The following is a 23,894-nucleotide window of genomic DNA, read 5'->3' as shown; positions in this document are numbered from 1 at the left end:
ATATAAGGCCTCTTCTTGTTATCACAAGAAGAGGCCTTTTTTCGTAAAAAAGAATAGACATTTTTTGGAGGTAGACATGAAGAAAGAAAATCCATGGGCGCTCATCCCATTTGTTGTTTTTTTGATTTTATTTATTGGTTCAGGTGTTATTACAGGTGATTTTTACGCCTTCCCTGTCATTGTAGCCATTTCCATTTCAGGCGCTGTGGCTCTTGCGATGAATCGAAAAGAATCGTTTGCGCAAAAGGTTGATATTTTTTGCAAAGGCGCAGGAAATTTAAATGTCATGCTGATGGTTATTATTTTTCTTTTGGCTGGGGCCTTTTCAGAAGTAGCGAAAGGTATGGGGGCAGTGGATTCCACTGTTAACTTTGCTTTATCGGTCGTTCCGCCAAACCTGCTTGTCGTAGGCTTGTTCATTATTGCCTGCTTTATCTCCCTATCAATGGGTACATCGGTAGGAACGATTGTTGCACTAGCGCCAATTGGAGTTGGGATTAGCGGGCATATCGACCTTCCTATGGCTTTAGTAATGGCAGCGATTGTTGGTGGTTCGATGTTCGGTGATAATTTATCTTTTATTTCAGATACAACAATTACTGCCGTTCGCTCACAGGGCGCACAAATGAAGGATAAATTTAAGGTTAATTTTTGGATTGTGTTGCCGGCCGCTATTGTAACGAGCATTATTTTAGGGGTTATCACAATGGGTGAAACGGGACAAGTTGAGCATTTAAGTTATAGTTGGATAAAAATTGTTCCCTATGTTTTGGTTATTATTTTAGCGTTAGCTGGAATGAATGTTTTCCTTGTTCTAGCAACTGGGATTGTTCTCGCTGGGGCTGTTGGTTTAGCGGATGGCAGCTATCAATTAATGAGCCTTTTCCAAAAGATTGGCGAAGGAATGGCAGGCATGTATGAAATGGCATTCCTAGCAATATTAATAGCTGGAATGGTTGAGGTTATTAAGTTTAATGGAGGAATTGACTTTCTACTTCACCTTGCGACACGAAGAATTAAATCGAAAAAGGGTGCTGAATTTGGCATTGCTGGCCTAGTGGGCTTAACTAATTTATCTACTGCCAACAATACGATTGCAATTTTAATTGCTGGTCCGCTTGCAAAAAATATTGCTGATCAGTATGAGATTGAGCCGAGAAAGTCCGCAAGTATATTAGATATTTTCTCTTGTACGATCCAAGGCATTCTTCCATACGGAGCCCAATTCCTGGCAGCCGCAAGTGTAGCCGGCATATCGCCAGTGAGCATGCTACAATACTCTTTCTATCCAATCCTTATTGGAATTTGCGGAATCATCGCTATCCTTATCGGATACCCAGCAAAAAAGACAGCCTGATTTCATCACTTAAATAATATTGATATTACATTAAAATAATCCAATCGTTTTGAGAAAAGATTAATCAAAACGATTGGATTTTTTATTTGGGGTAATTCTGTAAGAACGTTATGAACACCTGCGTTACGTTAATTATCTGATTTGAACCGTCCTATACGGAACCGTACTTACAGTGGTATGAGAGGTCAGGGGTTAATCCCTCTCTCTTTCTCCATGAGCTGAATACGGTTCCGTATTGTTTGTTTGATAATTATATTCGGAATTTCCAAGGGGTTGATGTAAAATAATTGGTAATAAAATTTAATACTTTTAGAAAAGGTAGGTCTTGATGAATGAGCACAGTATATAAATCTTTAATAATCGCAGTAATTGTTGGACTCTTAATTTATATAGTTGAAGATTTTCATTTGAACTTTATCTGGATGTTTTTATTGTTATATGCCCTTTTTACTATAACTAATTCAGTAATAGATAAACTATTTAAAACGAGATGACATTCTTGTATAAGCCTTTATTGATCGTAGGTAACTTTTCTCCATATTAGTTCAGTGATGATTTCATGATACTATAATGTTCATAAGATTTTGATATTATTAGTTTTTAATCGCATAAAACGCTTATGTAATTAACGTTTTTCCATGGTAAAAAATCATCATATTGATACTTTCAATTCTTTATAAAAGAATAATCTTTTATAACTTCACAAATTTCCACATTATATTGCATGTACCATTTTTCTTTTCCGAATTGCTGTGCAACTAGATGTTTTGAATTTTCTCTCCACGCATGAATAGCCTCTAGTGATTCCCAATAGGATACAGTAATGCCCTTCCCTTCAGCATTTCTGGAGCTTTCTACACGGATAAAACCGGGCTGTTTTTGTGCTAGTTCATCCATTACTTCTGCCATTTTGGCATAGCCTTCTCCATCCTCGTCTGTTCTTTGTGATGTGAAAATTACGGCATAATATGTTTTCATAGCTATTTACTCCCACCTTTTTATGTATTATTGTAAACGATAAATACTTATACGAAAATCGAAATATGAAATGCAGAAAGGGTTGTGACGAATGGGTATTAATCCAAATATGGCTGAAATCGCTTCGCTTCTTGGAGAAACTTCTAGGGCTACGATGCTTGCTAGTATGATGGATGGTCGTTTTCATACTGCCAGTGAATTAGCTTATATGGCAGCTATTAAGCCTCAGACTGCTAGCTTTCATCTTGCAAAGTTAGTAGATGGTAAACTTGTTAAAGTAGAGAAACAAGGCCGTCATCGATATTTTCAATTAGCAGACGAAGAAATTGCTCATTTACTAGAATCTTTTTTAGCGATTTCTCCTCCACCCGAGGTACGCTCTTTAAAACAATCTAGCCAAATGAAATTATTACAGGGTGCAAGAACTTGCTATGACCATTTAGCTGGTAAACTAGGTGTTCAATTAACAGAATCATTGCTTAACGCAGGTTATTTAAAACTAGAAGAAAAACAGTTTCTTATAACCTCTGAAGGCGCACAATTTCTTACAGATTTCGGTCTTGATTTAGATGATTTAAAAAGAAAGCGACGATCTTTTTCCCCTGCATGTTTGGATTGGAGTGAACGACGTTATCATCTAGCTGGTGCTCTTGGTCAAGGGATACTTGCACATTTATTAAGTTTGGGTTGGGTGACTCGTGTCCCGTCTATTCGTGCCATTAAAGTTACCGAAAAAGGAAGCACTGGCTTTAAAGAAGTTTTTCAGTTAGATATATAATCGGGCACAGGGCGCTGTCTTCTTTCCGCGGATAGTCTATACTCGACTCTCCGCGGATATTTTTTTAGCGTTAGTTGTAAAATTACGGTTCACTAAGTAAATACCAACAATTATAAACAGCCCTCCTACGACTAACGATGGCTTAAATGGTTCATCTAATAATATCCAGCCTGTTATCACGCCGAAAAAAGGAGCTAAAAACAAAAAGGCACTCGTTTTTCCAGGATCACTATTTTGTAAAAGATAATACCAGCCGGCAAATTGCACAATTGACGAGAAAATGCTAAGCCATAATAAAATGAAAACTGAATGAACATACACAGTAAAAAATGGTTGTTCTAACACGAAACTTGCCAATAAAAGTAATAAACCACCAAAAAGCATTTGATAGGCAGATAGCACCCATGTATCAAATAAAACACCCCATTTTTTAGCCAGTAGTGTCGCAATTGCCCAAAAAACAGCTGACAGAATACCAAAAAGAATTCCGATTTCCCCTTCAATCTGCATACCCATTGTAATCGTAACACCAATTAGCCCCAAGAAAACACCACACCATTGATACAATCGGTAACGCGCTTTCGTAAATATTGTAGCAAATATGACGACAAGCAAAGGATTCGTAAATGTTAGAATAGAGGATTCGCTTGCTGTAATCGTCCGTAGGCTTAAAAAAATACAGCCCATCACACCCGCAGTTTGAAATGCTCCAATAGTTAAAATTTTCATCCAGCCTTCTTTTGAAGTTGGATGAGGTCTTAACGCGAACACGACGACAGCCATCATTATCCCTGCAAGTATAAAGCGAAGTGCAGCCAATAATAGTGGTGATGCATAAGGCAATCCCAATTTAACAATGGCAAATGAAGATCCCATTAAAAATGTCGTTAAAACTAACAATACTGTAAATTTATAAATATTCATTATTTGTCCCCCTATTTCTATATTTAAGAACATTATAGATAGGAAAAACTTCAACTCTTATCGAACTATGGAATACATATAGCGGAGGAAGGAACTTTTTTCAGTTTCATTTCATTTTTTTAGCGTATACTTAGTTGAATATTGTAAATAGGAGGAAGCTGCCTTGAAAATATTACTAGCAGAAGATGATGCACGGTTAAGAAGAAATATCGTTCATATTTTAAAGAAAGAATTTCACCATGTGACTGAAGCGGAGAATGGCCAGGAAGCGCTAGACCATACACATACGGAGCAATATGATCTTGTTATTTTAGATTGGATGATGCCGCACCTTAGTGGAATTCAAGTTTGCCAGCAGCTTCGAAACACTGGGTTCAATGGTAGTATATTAATGCTAACAGCGAGGGACGATACAGAAGACATTATTAAAGGTCTTGATAGTGGCGCAGATGATTACATAGTAAAGCCCTTTAAAATAGAGGAATTGTTAGCTAGAGTTCGCGCGTTACTACGAAGAAAAGATAAAGTGATAGAACAGGTTATCCAGATCGATCAATTACAGCTGAATGTAGATTCTCGTGTGTTTTTGTACAATAATGAAAGTATTGATCTAACTAAAAATGAATTTTTACTTTTGGAGTATTTATTTATTAATAAAGGTCGTGTACTAACTAGAGAACAAATTTGTATTTATATTTGGGGCTACGATTACGATGTTTCGAATAATTCCTTAGATGCTTTAGTCAAGCTTGTTCGAAAAAAAATTGATGATGGTCAATCCAAATCACGTATTCAAAATGTTAGAGGGATTGGCTATAAACTGAGGGAAGACTAATGTTTCATAAAACGAAAAAAAAATTATCCTTTTTGTATGCAACGCTTTACTTATTGTTATTTTCACTATTCGTTATTGTTCTATACTTTTCCCTAGTAAAATTAATGGAAAATCAACAAATAAACGAATTAGAAGACTTTTATGGTAAGCAGGAGCACGATTTCTTTGAACATGTTAATGCCAACACTAAAACTTTAAGCTATGATCCAAATCGCAGTTTTTTTTACTATATTTACACTAAGGATCATAAGTTTGTCCATGGTGACGAATCTTTCAAGGGACTGAAAAATCAGCTTGAAAAAGCGTTTGGCAATAGGAATCCAGATGAGAAGCTCATACAGCATTACGAATGGCAGGAAGAACATTTTCTACTTCTAAAAAAGCCAATTCTCAACAATGATACTGTAGCAGGCTATATTTTCGTTGGTAAATCTGTGACGTCGCAGCATCATTTTTTCCAAATGACAAAGTATTTACTAATATTATTAACTTGTATTTCAACGGTCTTAATCGGTCTACTGGCTTATTATATGGCTGGTAAAGCGATGGTACCTATTCAATGGTCGTTCGATAAACAAAAAAAATTCGTATCCGATGCATCTCATGAATTAAGAACACCACTAAGTATTTTTTATAGTTCACTTGAAATATTAGAAGCTGAGGAAGCTAAGCAATTAAGCCCTTTTGGAAAAGAATTGATTGCAGATTTAAAAGATGAGTCTGAAATAATGAAAGAACTTATAGAGAAACTTCTGTTCTTAGCACGACACGATCAGCAGCAGGTCTCCATTCAAAAAGAACTTATACAGTTATCAACTTTACTCAAAAAAGTGAGCACGAAATTCCAAAGGATTATGCCTCCTGAGATACAGTTTTCTTCCGAAATTCAAGAAAACATCGAGCTGCTTGGTGATGCTTCAAAGATACAAGAGCTGCTCTATATTCTATTAGACAATGCGATACGATATACAAATAATGGAGCAATAACACTGACCCTTTTAAAAAATAGAGATTCTGTAAAAATTACTGTTGCTGATAGCGGCGTGGGTATGACTGAACAGGAATTACCTTTAGTCTTTGAGCGATTTTACCGAAGTGATGCGGCTCGTCAACGCAACGGCACTGGCTTAGGTCTTGCCATAGCAAAAGCAATAGTGGAGCAACATGATGGAACAATTTATGCGACAAGTAAAGTAGATCAAGGAACTACATTTCATATTGAATTTCCTATATAAGAAACGGGGCTTTTTATAACAGCCCCGTTTCCTTTTAATTATTGTGTGACGTTGAAATGTTCTCTTTTCATGAACTGGCTTATTGTTCTCGCTACTAGCACTAACATCATAATTCCCCCAGAAACTACATAAAACATGATAATTAATGTATTTTCTGTATCCGTTCCAATTAGCACTCCATGAGCAAATGATAATACCCATGCTGGTAACACAAGAAAGTGTAGCTTTTTCCATAACGAGCGATTCATTGTTCGAATCCATAAATCTGATGTCATGATTACCATTAAAAATAAATAAAATGCTATTGTTCCAAGTGCCGATGGAAGAGACTGATATTTAGCAGAGAATGGAATTAAAATCCCTATTATACTATAAGGCTCATATTGATCGATTAAAAGGACTAACATATGCGCTATTACGGTGATTAATCCTAGCCATCCCGCATTTTGATGGATATGGTAAATTAAATTTTTATGGGATTTGACGAATGATGATTTTCTCAACAAACCAAATATAATGGAAATTGTGAAGTAAAAATACGCTAAAAACCCTAATAATCGAATCCATTCCCACGTACTGATGATCATTTATTTCACCCCCGTCATCATCCAATTTGATGCTTGCCCTTCTTTTACAATAAAGCGAGCACTTTGTTGACAATTATTTTCGAACCATTGCTGCAATTCACCCTCATCCATAAGAAAGCACAGTTTTGCACCAACCTCTGCATCACATAAAGAGGACGTTACAACTGAAGCTTGTAATACTTCCGTATTGGCGATTTCACCTGTTTGTCCGTTTAATAAATGATGTTTCTTCGTGGTTCCATGCATCCAGCTTCGATAAACTCGATTAGATGTAGCAATAGCACCTGTTTTCAGCTTAATCGAGCTAATTTCCTTGTCGCTATCCCAGGCATCTGCAACACCGATTGTCCAAGTTTTTTCCCCAGATGACCACATTTTCATATCCCCTCCCCCGTCTATTAGTCCGAAATTAGGAGATACCTCTTCTTCAAGCCAATTCGCCAATTTTTCAATGGCATACCCTTTGGCAAATCCACCCAAATCAATTTCCTCCGGTGCTACCTTCATCACTTGCTCATCGCCTAGAAATTGAAATGGTTGATCTGCAATTAGAGGTTTGTTTTGAAATGCCTTACTTTTAGCTACATCAAATGGGAAAGATTGAATGTAGCCATGCTGTTCTAAATGGCGTTTAAGAAACGGTGAGAATAAACCATTGGAAAGTTGATAATGTTTATCCGCTTGCACTAAACAATCATAAAGTAACGAATTAATGCGTAGCGTTTCTCCAATTTCTAAATCATTAAGTTGTGATAATTCATTATTTGCTTGAAATCTTGACCATTCTTTTGCTACGTATTGAAGCCATTTCTCTGCTTTTTCTTTCCATACGAAATCAACATCTTTTGGCATAGCAATATAAAATTCAGTGTTCATTATTTGTAAAGTTAGTGTTTCCATAAGATCAACCCCATTAAGTTCTTTTCGTTTTGCGCTCGCTTTTGACAGCAGGTTGACTTGTAATTTCAAAGTTTGTCCAATCCAGTTGTACTAGTTCTTTTTCTTTTTTCGTCATATTTTTCTGATCTACTTCCTGAATATTATTTGTACGTGTAGTTTCGGCTTCTGTTGGGCTGTTAATTTGGGTTAATAACGATGCGGATAAAAGTATCCCTGACGCACCTAAAACCCATTTTGCCTTTTTTGAATCTTTCATAGTGCTTCCCCCTAATTTGTAATTGGCTGGCATACAAATGTTTGATAATTTTCTTGCCACTCTACTATATAACCTAAGCCATTTGTTATTGTACTAATAGGTACATATAACTCTTCATTTACATAAAATGCTTGTGCAGGAGATGGTGTTTTCACATTGTTATCATAAACAACGTTAGTACCAGCACGGTAAATTAATTCATTTGATTGATCTTGGATGGCTAAAATTTTACTTTCTTTATAAAAGGTTACTTTTGCTCCTAAAGCCTGCGCTACTGCTTTTCCTGGCACAAAAAATTCCCCATCTTTTGGTATAACAAAAATGCTCAGCTCCTTCTTTGTACCTTCTACCTTTAACGTAACCTTTTGAGAGCTTGTGAAAGGTAGCACTTCTTTATCTACAGCAACTGTTCGTGTCCAAATATTCCAAGTACCTTTTTCACTTACAGCGTCTTGAAAGTAGTAAGTTTCACCTTCTTCTTCATCGTCATCGTAATATTTCTCATCGTCATCATCGTCGTCTTTATAGTCCTTATATTCTTTATACTTTTCATGTTTTTCATCTTCATGTTCATGGTCATCTGCATGTACGACTACGTCATTTGTTATGAAACTTGCCAATATGAGAACTAGAACAAGACTTATTTTTTTCATCTTCATCTACAACACTCCTTTCCTTTGACTTCATTGTAGGTTTTAAAAATGATACGAGACTGAATTTATCAAATAAATTTTTACATACAACAAAAGCCATTTCTACGGTCAGATTTCTCTGCTTAGAAATGGCTTATTTCATAAATCTATTATTGTTTTGACATTATCTTGGTAAAAACTATCCTACAATTAAAAAATTTAAAGTAACTTTTGATATACTCTTTATATTCACTTTAAATTTCTAACACTCAATTTTTGAAAGGAATATATACCTTAAATGAAGGTTAACATTAAAATTATTGAAAAACTTAAAGAAGAATCATGTACATTTAACATTCACAAAGTAACGTCCTTTATTCAAGATATCGTATCAACTCTTGAAAAAAGCACTGATAACTATTTAATAGCAAATTCTACATCGAAAAACGAACAAGAAAAAATATCTTATTCCAATATAATTTATTTAGAATATCTTGAACGAAAAATGTTTATTTACACAAATGAAAGTATTTTTGAAATAAAAAGCCCTTTATACAAATTAGAACATGATCTTCCCAATAACTTCATCAGAATCTCAAAAACTGTCATTATCAATATTCATTTTATAAATAAATTTTCGGTTAAACCTAATGGAAATCTTGAAGCAATTCTCTCTAATGAAGAGAAAGTAATTGTGTCAAGAAAATATGTATCTTCTTTGAAAAAGATACTCACAAAATATTCCAAAAATCCACTTATGTATTGATTTTTACCACATATGTCTATACGTATTTCTTTATTTCCTCTTTGGTGCCATTATGAATAACATCAAAGGAGGCAATAAAGAATGTATAACATTATTAAAGAAGTACTTTTAGGAACGCCACTATGGGTGTGGATATTATTATTTATTTTAATAAAACGAGGTATCGCTATTTCCCAGGAAAGACCAATTAATTTATCTAAAATGTTTTTAGTTCCATTCATATTTATGCTATGGGGATTTGAAAAAATAATCACTCAATTTCCGCACTTAGAATATTGTTTATTAAGCTATTTCATTTTCATTTTTCCTGGAACTTTAATTGGTTATTTGTTGTATAAAAAATATCAAATTTTCTTCAAACAGGAATCAATAATCATCAGAAAGAAGTGCTATCTTCCATTAATCATTATCCTAATAAATTTTTTGGTGAAGTATCTCTTAAATGTAACTTTAGGTATCTCGCCATCATTTTATACTGACATTTCATTTAATATCATTTATTCTGCCATAAGTGGACTATCTATAGGACTTTTCTTCGGGGGAATTCTTTATACAAATTATGTACAAAAGGAATTAAACAAACCTATCTTATTTTGAGAGGAAGGCATTTCGTTGCAATTAAAAAATAGACTATTTACAGGTTTAGGCACTGGTGCATTTATTTATATGATAGTTTTACTATCGAGAAAAAATATCATTTCTTCAGAAGCTGAGATTATTAGTGTGTTAATAATCTCAGCATGCGCAGGTATTTTTACAATCATTTTTGACATTGAAAAAATTAACTATTTGTTTGCTTTAGTAATCCATCTTATCATGATGTTTCTAGTAGTCTTTTCTATATCTTTATATAACAATTGGTCAGATCATTTTCTAAGCATAGATTTTCTTGGTGGGTTTTTATTACTCTATTTGTTTGCTTGGATCATAACACTTACTAAGACTAAAAAAGAGGCGAATGAACTCAATTCCTTACTAAAACAGATAAGAAATTATTAACGAATTTACCGAAAGAATTCTCCTTCCTCAAGCGTATGAAGGGTGCTAGCCTAATGGTAGGTAAGAGAAGAATTGATGTTGGTCACTCAGTCGTGTGTTAGTGTTGCTGTCGCTTCGCTTTCGCACAGATGCGTCTTAGACTGAGTTCCTTTTTTTCACCACATGTTTGGATACTCGCGCTGAAAAGTGACTTAAACCGCATTTATCTCACAAGCTATAGGGGTGGGAGTCTTCTGTACCTGTCGCTACGCTTTCGGTACACAAAACACTTGTTGAAAGAAGTTAAATAAAAGTCTTAATACAAAATATCCGTCATGGCTAATCTCTCTAGAGCCAAATCTATAATTCGTTAATGGTAAAAGCTTGTGGCAATTTCAAGTGCTTTTAGTGGCTCTTTGATTGAATCAAGCGTATAGACAAGTTTTTCGTCCTGCCAAACAATTATATTTCCTGATTTATAAACATCTAAGCGTGCAAAACCATTTTGTTTTGGAATAGGAAGCATATGTGTTTCTAAAAATTGGACTGCCTGTTTAGCAAGCTTCAAGCCCGCTTCTGGATTTTCTGTTCGTGTATGTGTCGCTAATGCCCATCTTCCCTCATTCCAACCAGTCCATAACGAACCAGCTCCAGCATCCTGATAACCTTTAATGTTATAGCCAAGATCAACCTTTTGACCACCATTTTGACTAAAGTTCTGATATGAAATTTGCTCATTTGCTTCTTTAGCATTCGGATATTGCTTTACTACTAGTCTTGCAATAATCGTAGCTGTCTGTGAATTTTTAAGCTTTATATCATTGATTGGTAAAACCTCTTTACTTTCAAAAAACAGTACTTCAACTTGGTTAGTTTCTGCATTCGTTGTTGCCGTTAAAAATGAACCTTTTGTTATCGGAAGCCCTATTGGTAAAATGATAGGTAAATCAGTTTTAAGCTGGTCCTTAATATTTTTTAGTGCCCCAGCCTGTGTATTAGATGCTACTGTGTTTCTCGTATTTGTTTTGGGCGGTGCCTGTTGATTTTCATGTGATTCATGTTCTTCAATTTGTGACTTATTCGGCACATTCGGTTGTTGTTCTTCTTGTTGCTTGTTCGGCACAGATTCTTCTTTATCAGTGCAAGCACTTATTATACTGAAACTTAAAAGTATGAAGGTGAATATTATTTTTTTCATGGCATTGGCCCCTTTTATTTTTTATCCTTCAAGGAAAGAATACCTTTTATCTTCCATTTTTAAACCATGAAGAACAGCTTTGTCATTAATTAATCCGTGATATATCAAAGTTGTTAGAATTCATTATATCCACTTATCCGCCTCCTAAAATTATGATTCGGTTATTAGACGTGAAATTATCATCGTAGTTTCATCGTTTTTAAATCCAATTAAAGGTGTTGGGCGCTACCATACAGTTATAAAGCTTTTTAGTTGCTGAAAATACAACTTTTTTATTGGTTGCCCTTTTTATAACATGTGAGTTTCTCCCTCCTTAAACAAAAAGGTCGCAACCATGTAGGGCATGTCTCCCTTCACCATGTTGCGACCTTGAAAGAAATTTATTTAGTCAATGAAAATTGAAATGCGTTCACCCTTGGACAATTTTGCGCTAGGTTTAATGATATGATCATTTAATTGAATCGTTCCTTTTTCAATTTTTTTGATGATCTGTGATCGACTCCAATCTTCAATTTGGATTGCAAGCACTTTATCAATTCGATGTTTTCCAATCACATCGTCTAATACAATGTGTATCACCTTTATTCCTTGTTCTACTAAGCTAATTATCGGAATCGTAGATAATAATGAAGTTTCTTCTTTCTGCTCCTCAACTTTAGTAACATGCTCTGAAAACGTTTTATAAATAGCAAGCTTTTTATTCCACGTATGATTTTTTTCACATTTATATATTGCATATTGATATATATTTTTTCCGTTTGAGTTATGCCTTCGTACATTTGTATCCGTAAAAACAGATAATTTCCCACACATTTTGCAGTGCTTCTTGACAGTTCGTTCTGGTATTTGAGAAAGCTTCCATCGGAATGTAATATTTAACATTAATCCTTCACCTCTTAAGATAAAGGTACGCAAGCATCTATTTGGATATTTCGTAGTACAATGGAAAATTTATAGTATAAATCGAGTAGGAGGGAGTGATTAACTCCCGACCTCTCACACCACCGTACGTACGGATCCGTATACGGCGGTTCCATGTAGTCTGACGAACAGCGATTTTGTATCTCCCTATTCGTTGTGCTTTTCGGTCTCTCCTTGCCACTTGTATTCTCAGCCCTCTTAATGTCTCCCATGGGATTCACCATTTCTTCCACTAAATAAGTCCATCTTTGGATTGTCTGCTTCATCGAATAAGTGAAATTTGAGTTTATTCCACACTCCTTCATGGTTCGGTCCTTCCCATGTTAACGGTACTATGACCTCTGCTGACTTCTGATGGTTCAGCTACTTGTCATCAAGCAGGTTATGAAGGGTACTTCACGTTTCCATCAGACCTCCCCGGGTAAGCGTATGCACTTTCACACCATCTATCCGCCTCATTTACTCGATATGACCTTCGACAGAAAGGATTTTGTGTTGTTATGCACACTCATCCAATCATACCTAGCCTACTATGAGGTTCGTGTTCCTCGGACCGGTGTTTTGCCTCCAGCTTCCTTCAGATTCCGCGTCGCCACGGACACCCTTGCTCTTGGCTAACCTCTACTTCTGTCTTCGGGGTTCGGGACTTGCACCCTATAGTTCATACGCATGCCGGGCGCACATAAAAAAGGAGGTCCTACACAAGGACCTCCTGACGCATTGAGACTACAGGGTTGCTCGGTTCCTTTGTAATGAGAAAAATGGGCATACTACCCCCTTGAAAAAAACACTGTTTTTTTGAGGGCAATGCTATCCAATTTATTGATCATTACAAAGTAAATGTTGGCATACGTGTTCTCCTGTATCCTTTCCATCCAAATAGATTCATCCTATATTACCATATAATTACATAATAATTCAAATAGAATACCCTATTTTGTTATCAATTACTTAAGGCTTTAACAAAATTCGCCCAACCGAGTTTCTATCTTCCATTTTAGAATGTGCCTTAGCTACATCTTTTAAGGGATACACATGGTCTATTTTTATTGAAAAACCGTCATTTGCAACCCACTTTTGGAAATTCTCCATATATTCGGGCCAATATTTCATATACGGAAGTCCATTTGTTCTTGTTAAAAATAGAGAACCTTTTTCTTGAAGTTTCATTAAATCAAATGGCGGAACATATCCACTTGACTGACCATACATCACTAGATAACCTCCTAAACCAAGACTATTCAAATTTGAATCAAAGGTATCCTTTCCAACCCCATCATAAACTACACGGACACCCTCTCCATTTGTTATTTCTCTAACTCTCTCAGAAATGTTCTCTTTTGAGGAAATCAAAACGATATCTGCACCAGCTTCAAGCACAAATTTCGCCTTTTCTTCTTTTGATGTTACACCGATTACTTTTCCTCCTCGAAGCTTCGCCATTTGGCATATTAAACTTCCAAGTCCGCCAGCTGCTGCTTGAATTAAACACCATTCTCCTTCTTGAATAGGATAAGCTTTATGTGTAAAGGCATAGGCCAAAAATCCCTGTGTCAGTCCGGCTGCTGCTTGTTGATCAGGAATATCTATATTTATTGGAATCATTCTCTTTGCTGAAGAAATTACATGGGTTGCATAGGTTCCCACGCCTCCACAGATTACCCTATCTCCGGGTTTTAAATGGTCAACATTTTCACCTACAGCTTCAACAACACCCATACATTGACTACCAATCGTAATCGGCAGGTTATTATTGAAACCTGCTTCCTTTCCATAAAATTTTTGCTTTACCAAGTCACCCCGTCGCATCTGAATATCAAGGAAATTCACAGAGGCAAACTTTACTTTGACGAGCGCCTCATCTTTACCTATTTCAGGGATATCAAGCCATTCTAACTGCATTTTTTCAGGACCCCCATATTCATAAATACGAACGACTTGCATCTTTTCTTGATCTCTCATTTTATCCTCTCCCCTATATTGTTTCCTAGAAACCATATTACCACTTTATGAATCAATGTCAATATTGTTTCCAAGAAACTTTGTGAGATTGCTTTTTTCTTGTATACTATAGAAACAGGCTTATTTCTTAATAAATTTATGAAAAGGTGAATAAACGATGTACGAAAATACAGAAAAGGATGCTCTTGTTTTTCAAATCATTAAATTAACAGAGCAAATTTCGAAAAGATTTGCAGACGGAGATGACGAGGAAAAACAATGGATGGCCCAAAAGATTAAAAATCCAATTTTAAGACAACTTTTGCCGAATATAACTATAATGATGTTACATGTTTTGGAAGCAGTTGGAAAATTCGGGCCCATCAATGGCATTACAATCTCCAAAGAAATGGAAATTCCAAAAGGAACCGTTTCAAAAATCACACGCAAGTTAGAAAGTTTGAACCTCATAAGAAAAGAGCAACTGCCCGATAATAAAAAGGAAATTCTCTTTTCTATTACACCACTCGGATATGAATTGTTTGAGGTTCATAAGGACCTCCATGAGCATATAGAAAAGAATGTAATTCATTTTTTAAATAAATACCACTCTAATGAATTGGATTTTTTAACTAGAGTTTTAGAAGACGTCTTAAAACAATCATTGGTTCAATTAGAGGAATAAACTACCCCGACTTACCATCTCTATGGCTTCCAGAAACGATTAAACGGCTTGAGTCCTTTAGCATTCATATCTCAAGCCGCTTAAAAGGAGGAACCCACCCGAATCAAAAAAATTAAAATTGGACAATTACCTCCTTCACTTTCTACATTGATACATATTATAAGTATAGAAAGGAGGAATACATCATGGGATACTATTATGGCGGCTGTGGTGGCAATAGCGGCTATGGCGGCGGCTCAACATTCGTTTTAATTGTCGTTCTATTTATTCTTTTAATTATTGTCGGCGCTACTTTCATGTATTAGTAAACCTTTTTTGTTCACAACAATGAAAAAATAGGATATAACAAATGAACCTAACGCCTCCTTATTCTAGAGGCTGGGACAAAACCCACCTCTTAACTAAAAAGCCGGTGAAATTTTACGATTAGTAAAATTTCACCGGCTTTAAATTTTTTTCATAAAAAATAAGGACCACTTCTGATAAAATTAAGTCACCATAACAAAATTATACAGAAAGAAGGATCCTTATGTTTAAAGATTATAACATGAATCAATTAGTTTTGCCTTTAGATTTTGAAGTGAAGTTACAAAAGAATGATATCGCCTTCCATGTCCACCATTTAGTCGAAAGTATCCCGCCCGAAGCGTTTGAACCATTCCTTCGAAATGAGGGCTGTCCTGCCTACCATCCACGCATGATGCTTAAAATTATCTTATGTGCCTACACGCAATCTGTCTTCTCAGGGCGCAAAATTGAAGCGCTTTTAAAAGATAGTCTTCGGATGATGTGGTTAGCTCAAGGGCATGAACCAACCTACCGCACAATCAACCGATTCCGTGTCCAACCAGAGGTAAAAGAGTTGATTCGTCAATGCTTCGTTCAATTCCGCTGCCAGCTGGTACAGGGAGAATTAATTGACCAGGAAGCTATTTTTATTGATGGAACAAAGATTGAAGCGAATGCGAACAAATTTACATTCGTGTGGAAAAAGTCGGTTGAGAAATTTCATAACGGACTAATTGAAAAGTCAAACCAGCTATACGATGAGCTGCTTGAAAAAGAAATCATGCCAGAAATTGAACGGGAAAGTGAAAAGGAATTAGCATTGGAAGACCTCGCTCAAATGGTCGAAAAAGTTGATGAAGTGATTTCTGAATATGATCGAAAAATTGAAGAGTCATCGGATGTAGCAGAGCGAAAGGCTTTAAGAACGGAACGGAAATTCCCAAAGCAGGCTCGCAAACAATTGATCGACTATATTGAACGCAAACTAAAATATCAAAGAGACTTCGAAATCTTTGACGAACGAAATAGTTATTCGAAAACAGACCCGGATGCAACATTTATGCGTATGAAAGATGACTATATGAAAAATGGTCAATTGAAGGCAGGTTATAACATACAAGTGGCAACAGAAGGTCAGTATGCGCTTGCCTACAGCATTTTTCCGAATCCAACGGATACACGTACATTAATCCCATTTTTAGATGAAATCGAACAACATTATTTTAAGTTACCAAAACACATCGTCGCAGATGCTGGATATGGCAGTGAACAAAATTATGATGATATCCTTTCGAACCGTAAGCGAGAAGCCTTAATCACGTATAACATGTATGTAAAAGAACAGAAGAAAAAGCATAAGCAAAACGAATTCAATACAGAGAACTGGGATTATGATAAAGAACATGATCGATACACTTGCCCAAACCAACAACAGCTTGTATTTAAATATCGTTCCACGAAAACGGATAAGTATGATTTCACGCGTGAATTTAAGATATACGAATGTGAGGACTGTTCCGGATGCCCCCTACGTTCGTTATGTACGAAAGCAAAAGGGGGAAATAATCGTAAGTTAATCGTGAATGAGAAGTGGGAGCAACAAAAAGAATATGTAAGAGTAAAGCTTTCAGAAGAAAAAACGAGTACCATTTATCGTCAACGCAAAATTGACGTGGAACCAGTTTTTGGATTCTTGAAGGCTAATTTGCGTTTCACTCGATTTTCTGTGAGAGGAAAATCGAAGGTTGAAAACGAGATGGGCCTCGCATTAATGGCCGTGAATTTAAGAAAATTCACAGCCATTAGCTAATAGCTATATGGAGACAACATAAAAAATAGAGAAATCCGAATTTGAATGAATTCAAATTCGGATTTCTCACTAATGAAGCTAGTTATGTCCCAGCCTCTTTTCTTACGATTAGTCAACCTTATTTAAAGAATAATTTATATTTTTATGAGTGTGAAGTGGTGAGGGATATCCCTCACCACTTCACACTCATTTTTAGATACGCCAAAAAGACCTGACGATTTTTATTTTTTTCGAAAGGTCATTATGATATAGTTCTATGTAGGTGATTATGATTTTTGAGCTGGTAGTGCGGACTCATAATCGTAAAGAATGCCATGCGTCAGTAACTGAAATGTCACTTTCAGAAACTTATTGATGCAGGCGATGATCGCAACCTTATGAGGCTTCTTCTGAGGTTGCTTTTTTAATTTGTAGTAATAGTCCACAAAATGATTCGGTTTTCCTTTAGCCATAAGCATGGCGCACACCATAAAATATAAAATCTTCCGTAAATGTTTGTTTCCTCGTTTATTAATCCTGTCTCGATATTGCGTATTCCCAGACTGGTACCGCATAATATCAATGCCTGCGTAAGCATTCAGTTGTTTCGCATTTTGAAAGCGGCGGATGTCACCAATCTCTCCAATTAATCGGCACGCCGTTGAATCGCCAATCCCAGGAATCGAACGAAATACTAGATATTCTTTTCTTCCTTCCGACAATTCCACCATCTGTTTCACAAGCGCATCTTTCTTCTCTAGTAAATCCGCAATGCGAGCTGCGTAATCTCGTGCTTGATCACAACGAATATCTGTGGGTTTAATCGCTGGGTAACTATTTTCAGCTGCTTCTAATAATGTAATAGCTTTAGCCTCCGCACGCATTAGCGATAGTTTTTTTCGCGTATTGCCCTTTAAACGATTTTTAATAATCGTTTTTGAATGGGCCTGTAAAAGTGTTGGGTGCGGATATAGTTGTACAATATTTAAAAATAGTGCTGAACTCGGTGTAACCAGTTTTTCTAATTCTGGAAAACTCAACTGTAAAATGGCATGCATTCTACTTTTGAGTAAAATGATTTCTTCGTCAATTTCATCGTAATAACGAGTCAGTGCACGCATCTGTTCATAATAATCGTCTTGTATGTACGTTGTTTTGCGTTCCATTTTGAAATGTGTCTTCGCGAGTTCATGGGCATCACTGATATCGGTTTTATTGCGACGCATCGTTGCCATCTGTAAATTCGCTTCAAGTGGATTCATGCGGCAGTATGCATAGCCGTACTCTTTGAAAAACGCTTCGATAGATTTTGAATAGATGCCTGTTGCTTCAAATACGATATCTGGCGCTTGTCCATCTTGCTTTGTCATCTCTTCCATTCGTTCGTGTAATCGCTCGAAATCACCCCGTGTATGATGTAGCACACCTTCAAACTCACATTGGCGGTGACCATCATAAATCGCAACGGTACTTTTTCCTTTACTGACATCTAACGCAATGACATGTTTCATCTCATTCTTCTCCTTTTGACCAATCATAGAAGCCTTCACAGTACCTTATCGATTCCACTTTCTTATACACGATCTCTTGGATCCAACATACTAAACTGATTCATATAAGGGCATGAAGTTAGCCGGTTTTATATACGGACTCACAAATGGTCCCAGAGGCTGGTCGGCTTTTCTTCACTTCTACTATAAAAAAATAGTAGCACAAACCATGGCCTTGGTTTGTACTACTAATGTTAGTATGTTTTACATTAGCCTACTACATATAGTTTGAATATAGATACAAATCTATCCTAATGCTCTTTTTTGAAATCAAATTGTTTTTCATTCATTTCTGTTAACCAATTATCACCAATTGTCTTCCAATTTCGAATCGTCATCATTCTCTTTAATAAAATTGCTTTACATTATAACAAGTAATTCAACTATACCCGTTTAATGATTTTTAGAATTTTTTTTTATTTTTGTATAGATGTTAACTGAATCAATTTCATAAATCACTTTTTTCAAGAGCTTAGACTGCTCCTATTAAGAAAATTTACGTTTTTAAAAATTATGCTGCTTGAGTTTGTGATTGTAATAATGCATTCAAACGATCCACCGCTAATTTGCAGGCATTATAAATAAACGTCACTAGGTTGAAGTGAAGTTTGGCTTTTCTTCCTGTTCTGTGACGGATGTTGTTTAACTGAAAATATTGTTTTAAATAGGCATTCACACGTTCAACGGCTGTGCGCTCTTTATACAGTTGTTTCCAAAGTTCAGAGCCACGTGCTGGATACGTGAATTTTCGTATATCCGTGTCAGATTTGATTTTGAAAACCTTCTGACAGAGGGAATCATTACGTAACGGACAGGTTACACATTCCTTTGGTTTAGTGAATTTTAGTGTTCGATACTTTTCATCAAAGCTGTCGTAACAGTAGCTGTGTTCACGTACACAGGTCGGTCTGAAATGTTCATCAAAGCCAAGGTACTCTCCTTCATTGCGGACATTATATGGAATAACTGCACGCATTTGATACGTATGTAATTGACTGTGAATGGGCTCGTAATCATACCCTGCATCCAAAATAGCGGTCGTAAAATGTTCTAGAAATAGGTCTTTTCCTTTCTTTAAAAGAGGAATCGCTGCTTTACTATCCGACAAATTGGCAGATGTCATGAGGCGTCCAACAATATATTGACTCTTTGTAGCCACCGCGAGATGTCCCTTAAAGCCAAACCAAAACGTGTTTTTGCCATCACTGTTCTTTTTAATGCCCCAATTCGGTTCGATGGGCGCATCTTGCCACAATGTTTCTAGTGATGTATCGAGTTGGTCCTTGATCTCTTTTTCATAAGCTGACTGGTTGGCTTTGATTTCTGCTTGTTCCGTAAGCCAAGCCTCGCGTTCTTCTTTTGATTTTCGTCCACGTTTTTTTGGTGGTACAGGCTCTTTTTTCTCCGAGGGCTTTGCCGCATCACGTGACTCAAAATGTGTGGCATCAATCGCGAGGTGTTCATCATAAAGAAAGCCTTCTATAAAGGCAGTTTGAATCAATGTATCTTGCATGTGGTCGAGAACATCTGATTGACTGATGACATCGATCATACGTGAATAAGACGCTTCAGATGGAACCACGTCTGAAACGAGAAAACCGCAATCGAATCGAAATAAAGGATCGTTGACTAAACGTTTGATTAAATCCTTGATTGTTGGAATCCGTTCGACAATACGAATAATGAGTGATTGTATCATCGCACCGTAATTTAATTCACGTGGGGCACCACGTAACGTCTTTTTGGAAAACAGCTGAAAAACGGGCTGCACGTCGAAAGTGGCGAAAATTTCATCAAATCGACGTGAACTTTCCATTTCCAATAATTCTTGGATGCCAAATAGGCTCATTTGTTTTACAATAGTCATAGGGCATTCACCTCATTCAGTATGGTTTAGTTTAGTCGCTACCATTATACCGAATTGGGGAGGTGCCCGTTTTTTATTGTTTTAGAACCCTTGATACTAAAGGGATTAAAATTATGAAATTAACTCAACTAAATAAAAAAACAAAAGAATCCATTTTGAAAAAGTTTATCAAAATGGATTCTTCTCTACATATTAATTTTCCAAATTCAACTACATAGATATAGTTTTGGTTGCAACTGTTTGTTGAAATGTTTGATCATGCTCAACAAAAACCATTGTTGGATTAAATTTTTGAATCAGCTCTTCAATCTGCATGCGCGAATAAATATCAATAAAGTTCAACGGTTCATCCCAAATATAAATATGCGCTTTTTCACATAAACTTTTAGCTATAAGAAGTTTTTTCTTTTGTCCACCAGAATAATGAGATATATCTTTCTCAAATTGAATTCGGTCAAAATCCATTTTACGTAGGATAGATTTAAATAACGTTTCATCAATCCCATGCTCTTCGATAAAGTCCGATAACCTTCCCTTCAAATGAGAAGTATCTTGTTGAACATAGGAAATAACGAGACCTGAACCTACATACATCGAGCCTGTATGCTGTATCGGATCTCCTTTAATTAGTTTGAGGATACTACTTTTTCCGCTTCCATTCTTTCCATCAAGCACAATTCGGTCACCTTGTTCCAGTTTAAAGCTAATTGGCTTATTCACTATTTGATTATCGTACTGAACAGACACATCGGCCAAAGCAATCAATTCATTTGAATGAAACGCCAATGATTCTAATTTTAATGACTCGGTTTTTTCCACATTTTTTAGCAGCTTTGACTTTTCCTCAATAGCTTTTTGTTGCCTTGATTCAATGTTCTTCGCTCTCTTCATCATCTTTGCTGCTTTATGGCCTACAAAACCTTTGTCTAACTTAGAACCTGAATTCGTTGTTCCATTTTTGGAAGCTTCCACTTGGTTTGACCAACCTGATGTACGCTTTGAAGACTGTTTTAATCTCCCTATGTCTTTTTGTAGACGATCATTAGTTGCCTCTTCATGTTCCTGCTGTCTATCAAAATTTAATTTCCAAGAAGAATAGTTACCACTTTGAACTTCAATATTTGCTCTATTTATAGATAAAATATGGTCAACACAGCCATCTAAAAAGTTTCGGTCATGTGAAATTAATATAAACCCTTTTTTCTTCCTTAAATATTCAGAGACCATCTTTCGTGCTTCCGTGTCTAGATGGTTGGTTGGTTCATCAATTAATAGAAATTGACCCTCCGTTAAAAAGAGTGCAGCAAGCAACACCTTTGTCTGTTCTCCATTTGATAATGTTTTAAAAGGTCGATACATGACCTCGGCATCAACGTCTAGATAGGATATTTCACGAAGAATTTCCCAATCTTCTGCTTGGGGGCAAATTTCTTCCATGATTTCATGAGTATATTTGTTTTTATCCGATACTGGATAAGGGAAATAATTAAATTCCACCGAAGAATTGATTTTCCCACTATACTCATAATTCCCTAATAATAAATTAAAGAATGTTGTTTTTCCTCGTCCATTTCTACCGATAAATCCAAGTTTCCAATCCGTATCTATTTGAAAGTTTACATTTTCAAAAATATTGTCAAAGCTACTTGGATAAGAAAAAGTTAAATTTTGAACTTGTATCATTGACATGATAATTCCTCCTTTGTATATCTACAATTTTTACTTTTTATACAAAGTCGGCATATCCATCCATTCTAAATTTCTCCGTATAAGTTTGATGGATATTAACGACTTGTACGGAGTAATACATGCGTAACAATAGTGTCTGAATCGCTCATTTTTAACTCTCCTTTCTTTATTAAAAATTACTGATATTAACCATGAGAGAATAAAAAAATCCTCCCAATTTAAAAATTGGAAGGATTAGTCTTTCACTTAATAGTAAATAAGCTCTATTTTGCCATTGGAACCATGACAAAGAAAGTGTAAACTGATTTATAAAAATAGACAGACTAATCCTATATTTTGTAGTTTGAAGTTTTTCATTTCAAATAAAAATACAGATTAGTTAATCATTGTCCATTCATCAGTCCTCTCATAATTGTATTTTTATAGTAACAGATTTTTTTATGGAATACAATTCAGTATCATCATCACATCAAATTATTGTTGTTGAATGATTATCCTTGCTCTACACTTATGAATTCCTTGAGTTCTGAGCACCCCATTTAAAGAAGTAGCACTGATGATATAGGACATCCATGCAAAAGGTACTCAACCATCCCCAGGTAATTCCCTAAGTGTGAAAAAGAAAATAGCAAGGCTTGACAGTGCTAATCCAGTCCAATCAATTTTAGCAACTACACGTTCCTCATTTTTTATCTTTAACATAATGAAACATAAAACTATACCAATTACACAAATAGGGGGATTAACAAAGAATAGCCATCTCCATCCTAAATTTTGTGTAATAACTCCTCCTAGTACAGGACCTATTGCTGTTGATAACCCTTGCTCACACCTAAAATAAGTACAGAAATTCAAAATGTCTGCTTTGAACTGCACCCCAATTAGCAGACATTTTTTTATATTAATCAATGGAAATGACTACACAATCCTTTCGTATAGTTCTACAAAAGGAATAGCATTTTTTCTTGTTTAGGGGAAATATTTTTCCTCAGCTGCTGATCTAAGTTAAAATGTGACCACCTTCAACATGCAGAACGGTTCCAGTGACGAAACTATTTTGTAGCAAGTATAGTACGCTTTGTGCAACATCTTCAGCTCTCCCTATTCGTTTCACAGGAAGTTTGTTTTCAACAGTAGCATAGAAGTTATTACGTGCTTCTTCTGGCATTTTGCTACGAGAAGGTGTGTCAATAATACCCGGTGAAACGATGTTTACTCGGATCGGAGCAAGTTCTAATGCCAAAGTCTGACCTAGATTCGAAACTGCCGCATTGACTGCACCTAGCATCGCTGAACCAACCATAGACTTGTAGGCTACAACCCCAGAGAATAAAGTGATTGAACCGTTTGGTGAAATTTTCGAAGCACCGTATTTCGCTGCATAATATTGTCCCCAAAACTTATTTTCAAACAGTTGTCGAGCTTGGGCTGTATCCGTTTGGAGGAATGACCCGCCGGATGTTTCTGCCGCACTTATCACAAGATGATCGAACTGACCGATTTTTTCAAAGAAAGACTGTACTTGCTGTTCTTTTGTTGTATCTAGAGTAAAAGCCGTTGCTCTAACCCCTAGTTGCTCTTTAGCAATCCGTAATTTTTCTTCGGAACGACTGGCAATAATTACTTCTGCCCCTTGAGCTACTAGCTGTTTTGCTGATTCCAAACCAATTCCAGAACTTCCACCGATAATTACAACTTTTTTATTTTTTAACATGTTTTTACCCTCCTATGGATTTACTT

22 protein-coding genes and 2 pseudogenes are annotated in these 23,894 nt (G+C 36.0%); 10 read left to right on the top strand and 14 right to left on the bottom strand.

The window, feature by feature from the left end:
* Positions 1–64: 64 nt before the first annotated feature.
* Positions 65–1,357 carry a Na+/H+ antiporter NhaC family protein gene (locus JNUCC51_RS22380; protein WP_337989826.1) on the top strand — a complete coding sequence of 431 codons (1,293 nt, stop codon included), beginning with the start codon at positions 65–67 and terminating at the stop codon, positions 1,355–1,357.
* Positions 1,358–2,023: 666 nt separating this feature from the next.
* On the opposite strand, the gene JNUCC51_RS22375 is transcribed toward JNUCC51_RS22380, so the two are convergent.
* Entirely contained in the window at positions 2,024–2,335 is a 312-nt protein-coding gene (locus tag JNUCC51_RS22375; RefSeq protein ID WP_337989825.1) for an antibiotic biosynthesis monooxygenase family protein, read from the bottom strand.
* Positions 2,336–2,426: 91 nt separating this feature from the next.
* Between JNUCC51_RS22375 and JNUCC51_RS22370 the strand changes: the two genes are divergently transcribed.
* On the top strand, positions 2,427–3,113 hold the full coding sequence (locus tag JNUCC51_RS22370) for an ArsR/SmtB family transcription factor (protein WP_337989824.1): 687 nt from the start codon (positions 2,427–2,429) through the stop codon (positions 3,111–3,113).
* 36 nt (positions 3,114–3,149) lie between these two features.
* On the opposite strand, the gene JNUCC51_RS22365 is transcribed toward JNUCC51_RS22370, so the two are convergent.
* A complete protein-coding gene (locus JNUCC51_RS22365; RefSeq protein WP_337989823.1) occupies positions 3,150–4,037 on the bottom strand; it encodes a DMT family transporter in 888 nt (295 codons plus the stop codon).
* 163 nt (positions 4,038–4,200) lie between these two features.
* On the opposite strand from JNUCC51_RS22365, the gene JNUCC51_RS22360 reads away from it, so the two are divergent.
* Both JNUCC51_RS22360 and JNUCC51_RS22355 read left to right on the top strand, forming a co-directional pair.
* The gene (locus JNUCC51_RS22360; RefSeq protein WP_337989822.1) at positions 4,201–4,872 is read left to right on the top strand and encodes a response regulator transcription factor; all 672 of its coding nucleotides are present in this window, start codon (positions 4,201–4,203) and stop codon (positions 4,870–4,872) included.
* Positions 4,872–6,107, top strand: a complete 1,236-nt coding sequence (locus JNUCC51_RS22355; RefSeq protein WP_337989821.1) for a sensor histidine kinase — start codon at positions 4,872–4,874, stop codon at positions 6,105–6,107. Before JNUCC51_RS22360 ends, JNUCC51_RS22355 begins: the two co-directional genes overlap by 1 nt.
* A 38-nt stretch (positions 6,108–6,145) precedes the next feature.
* On the opposite strand, the gene JNUCC51_RS22350 is transcribed toward JNUCC51_RS22355, so the two are convergent.
* From JNUCC51_RS22350 to JNUCC51_RS22335, 4 genes are read right to left on the bottom strand one after another with little or no spacing between them, the layout of a single operon-like run.
* On the bottom strand, positions 6,146–6,694 hold the full coding sequence (locus tag JNUCC51_RS22350; protein WP_337989820.1) for a ferric reductase-like transmembrane domain-containing protein: 549 nt from the start codon (positions 6,692–6,694) through the stop codon (positions 6,146–6,148).
* A complete protein-coding gene (locus JNUCC51_RS22345) occupies positions 6,695–7,594 on the bottom strand; it encodes an FAD:protein FMN transferase (RefSeq protein WP_337989819.1) in 900 nt (299 codons plus the stop codon).
* A 13-nt stretch (positions 7,595–7,607) separates the two neighbouring features.
* Positions 7,608–7,850: a hypothetical protein gene (locus JNUCC51_RS22340; RefSeq protein WP_337989818.1), complete on the bottom strand. Its 243-nt coding sequence runs from the start codon at positions 7,848–7,850 to the stop codon at positions 7,608–7,610.
* 11 nt (positions 7,851–7,861) lie between these two features.
* A complete protein-coding gene (locus JNUCC51_RS22335) occupies positions 7,862–8,509 on the bottom strand; it encodes a copper amine oxidase N-terminal domain-containing protein (protein ID WP_337989817.1) in 648 nt (215 codons plus the stop codon).
* 271 nt (positions 8,510–8,780) lie between these two features.
* On the opposite strand from JNUCC51_RS22335, the gene JNUCC51_RS22330 reads away from it, so the two are divergent.
* The 3 genes from JNUCC51_RS22330 (at position 8,781) to JNUCC51_RS22320 (ending at position 10,247) form a co-directional block, all read left to right on the top strand.
* Positions 8,781–9,248, top strand: coding sequence for a LytTR family DNA-binding domain-containing protein (locus JNUCC51_RS22330; protein WP_337989816.1), 468 nt, complete (start codon positions 8,781–8,783; stop codon positions 9,246–9,248).
* A gap of 81 nt (positions 9,249–9,329) precedes the next feature.
* Complete coding sequence (locus JNUCC51_RS22325) at positions 9,330–9,845, top strand: DUF6622 family protein (RefSeq protein WP_337989815.1); 516 nt, start codon at positions 9,330–9,332, stop codon at positions 9,843–9,845.
* 15 nt (positions 9,846–9,860) lie between these two features.
* On the top strand, positions 9,861–10,247 hold the full coding sequence (locus JNUCC51_RS22320; protein ID WP_337989814.1) for a DUF3021 family protein: 387 nt from the start codon (positions 9,861–9,863) through the stop codon (positions 10,245–10,247).
* Positions 10,248–10,596: 349 nt separating this feature from the next.
* Here the strand turns inward: JNUCC51_RS22320 and JNUCC51_RS22315 are convergent, their stop codons facing one another.
* The 3 genes from JNUCC51_RS22315 to JNUCC51_RS22305 all read right to left on the bottom strand — a co-directional run bounded on the left by JNUCC51_RS22315 (position 10,597) and on the right by JNUCC51_RS22305 (position 14,307).
* Positions 10,597–11,424, bottom strand: coding sequence for a hypothetical protein (locus tag JNUCC51_RS22315; protein WP_337989813.1), 828 nt, complete (start codon positions 11,422–11,424; stop codon positions 10,597–10,599).
* A gap of 384 nt (positions 11,425–11,808) precedes the next feature.
* On the bottom strand, positions 11,809–12,306 hold the full coding sequence (locus JNUCC51_RS22310) for a DUF1062 domain-containing protein (protein ID WP_337989812.1): 498 nt from the start codon (positions 12,304–12,306) through the stop codon (positions 11,809–11,811).
* A 990-nt stretch (positions 12,307–13,296) separates the two neighbouring features.
* A complete protein-coding gene (locus JNUCC51_RS22305) occupies positions 13,297–14,307 on the bottom strand; it encodes a quinone oxidoreductase family protein (RefSeq protein ID WP_337989811.1) in 1,011 nt (336 codons plus the stop codon).
* Positions 14,308–14,464: 157 nt separating this feature from the next.
* Between JNUCC51_RS22305 and JNUCC51_RS22300 the strand changes: the two genes are divergently transcribed.
* The 3 genes and pseudogenes from JNUCC51_RS22300 to JNUCC51_RS22290 all read left to right on the top strand — a co-directional run.
* Positions 14,465–14,971, top strand: a complete 507-nt coding sequence (locus JNUCC51_RS22300; RefSeq protein WP_337989810.1) for a MarR family transcriptional regulator — start codon at positions 14,465–14,467, stop codon at positions 14,969–14,971.
* A gap of 185 nt (positions 14,972–15,156) precedes the next feature.
* On the top strand, positions 15,157–15,276 hold the full coding sequence (locus JNUCC51_RS22295) for a YjcZ family sporulation protein (RefSeq protein WP_100543746.1): 120 nt from the start codon (positions 15,157–15,159) through the stop codon (positions 15,274–15,276).
* 224 nt (positions 15,277–15,500) lie between these two features.
* Positions 15,501–17,060, top strand: a pseudogene (locus JNUCC51_RS22290) (IS1182 family transposase); the annotation flags it as partial.
* Positions 17,061–17,335: 275 nt separating this feature from the next.
* On the opposite strand, the gene JNUCC51_RS22285 reads toward JNUCC51_RS22290, so the two are convergent.
* From JNUCC51_RS22285 to JNUCC51_RS22265, 5 genes and pseudogenes are all read right to left on the bottom strand, one after another.
* The gene (locus tag JNUCC51_RS22285; RefSeq protein ID WP_337988445.1) at positions 17,336–18,559 is read right to left on the bottom strand and encodes an IS110 family RNA-guided transposase; all 1,224 of its coding nucleotides are present in this window, start codon (positions 18,557–18,559) and stop codon (positions 17,336–17,338) included.
* Between the two features lie 550 nt (positions 18,560–19,109).
* Positions 19,110–20,465: a transposase gene (locus tag JNUCC51_RS22280; protein ID WP_337989555.1), complete on the bottom strand. Its 1,356-nt coding sequence runs from the start codon at positions 20,463–20,465 to the stop codon at positions 19,110–19,112.
* A gap of 210 nt (positions 20,466–20,675) precedes the next feature.
* A complete protein-coding gene (locus JNUCC51_RS22275; protein ID WP_337989809.1) occupies positions 20,676–22,154 on the bottom strand; it encodes an Lsa family ABC-F type ribosomal protection protein in 1,479 nt (492 codons plus the stop codon).
* 571 nt (positions 22,155–22,725) lie between these two features.
* Positions 22,726–22,979 (bottom strand): annotated as a pseudogene (locus JNUCC51_RS22270) (MFS transporter); the annotation flags it as partial.
* A 175-nt stretch (positions 22,980–23,154) separates the two neighbouring features.
* A complete protein-coding gene (locus JNUCC51_RS22265; RefSeq protein WP_337989808.1) occupies positions 23,155–23,868 on the bottom strand; it encodes an SDR family oxidoreductase in 714 nt (237 codons plus the stop codon).
* Positions 23,869–23,894 lie beyond the last annotated feature (26 nt).

The organism is Lysinibacillus sp. JNUCC 51, assembly GCF_015999525.1.
In the GTDB taxonomy this organism is placed as follows: domain Bacteria; phylum Bacillota; class Bacilli; order Bacillales_A; family Planococcaceae; genus Lysinibacillus; species Lysinibacillus xylanilyticus.
This window is presented reverse-complemented; position numbering and strand designations above follow the sequence as displayed.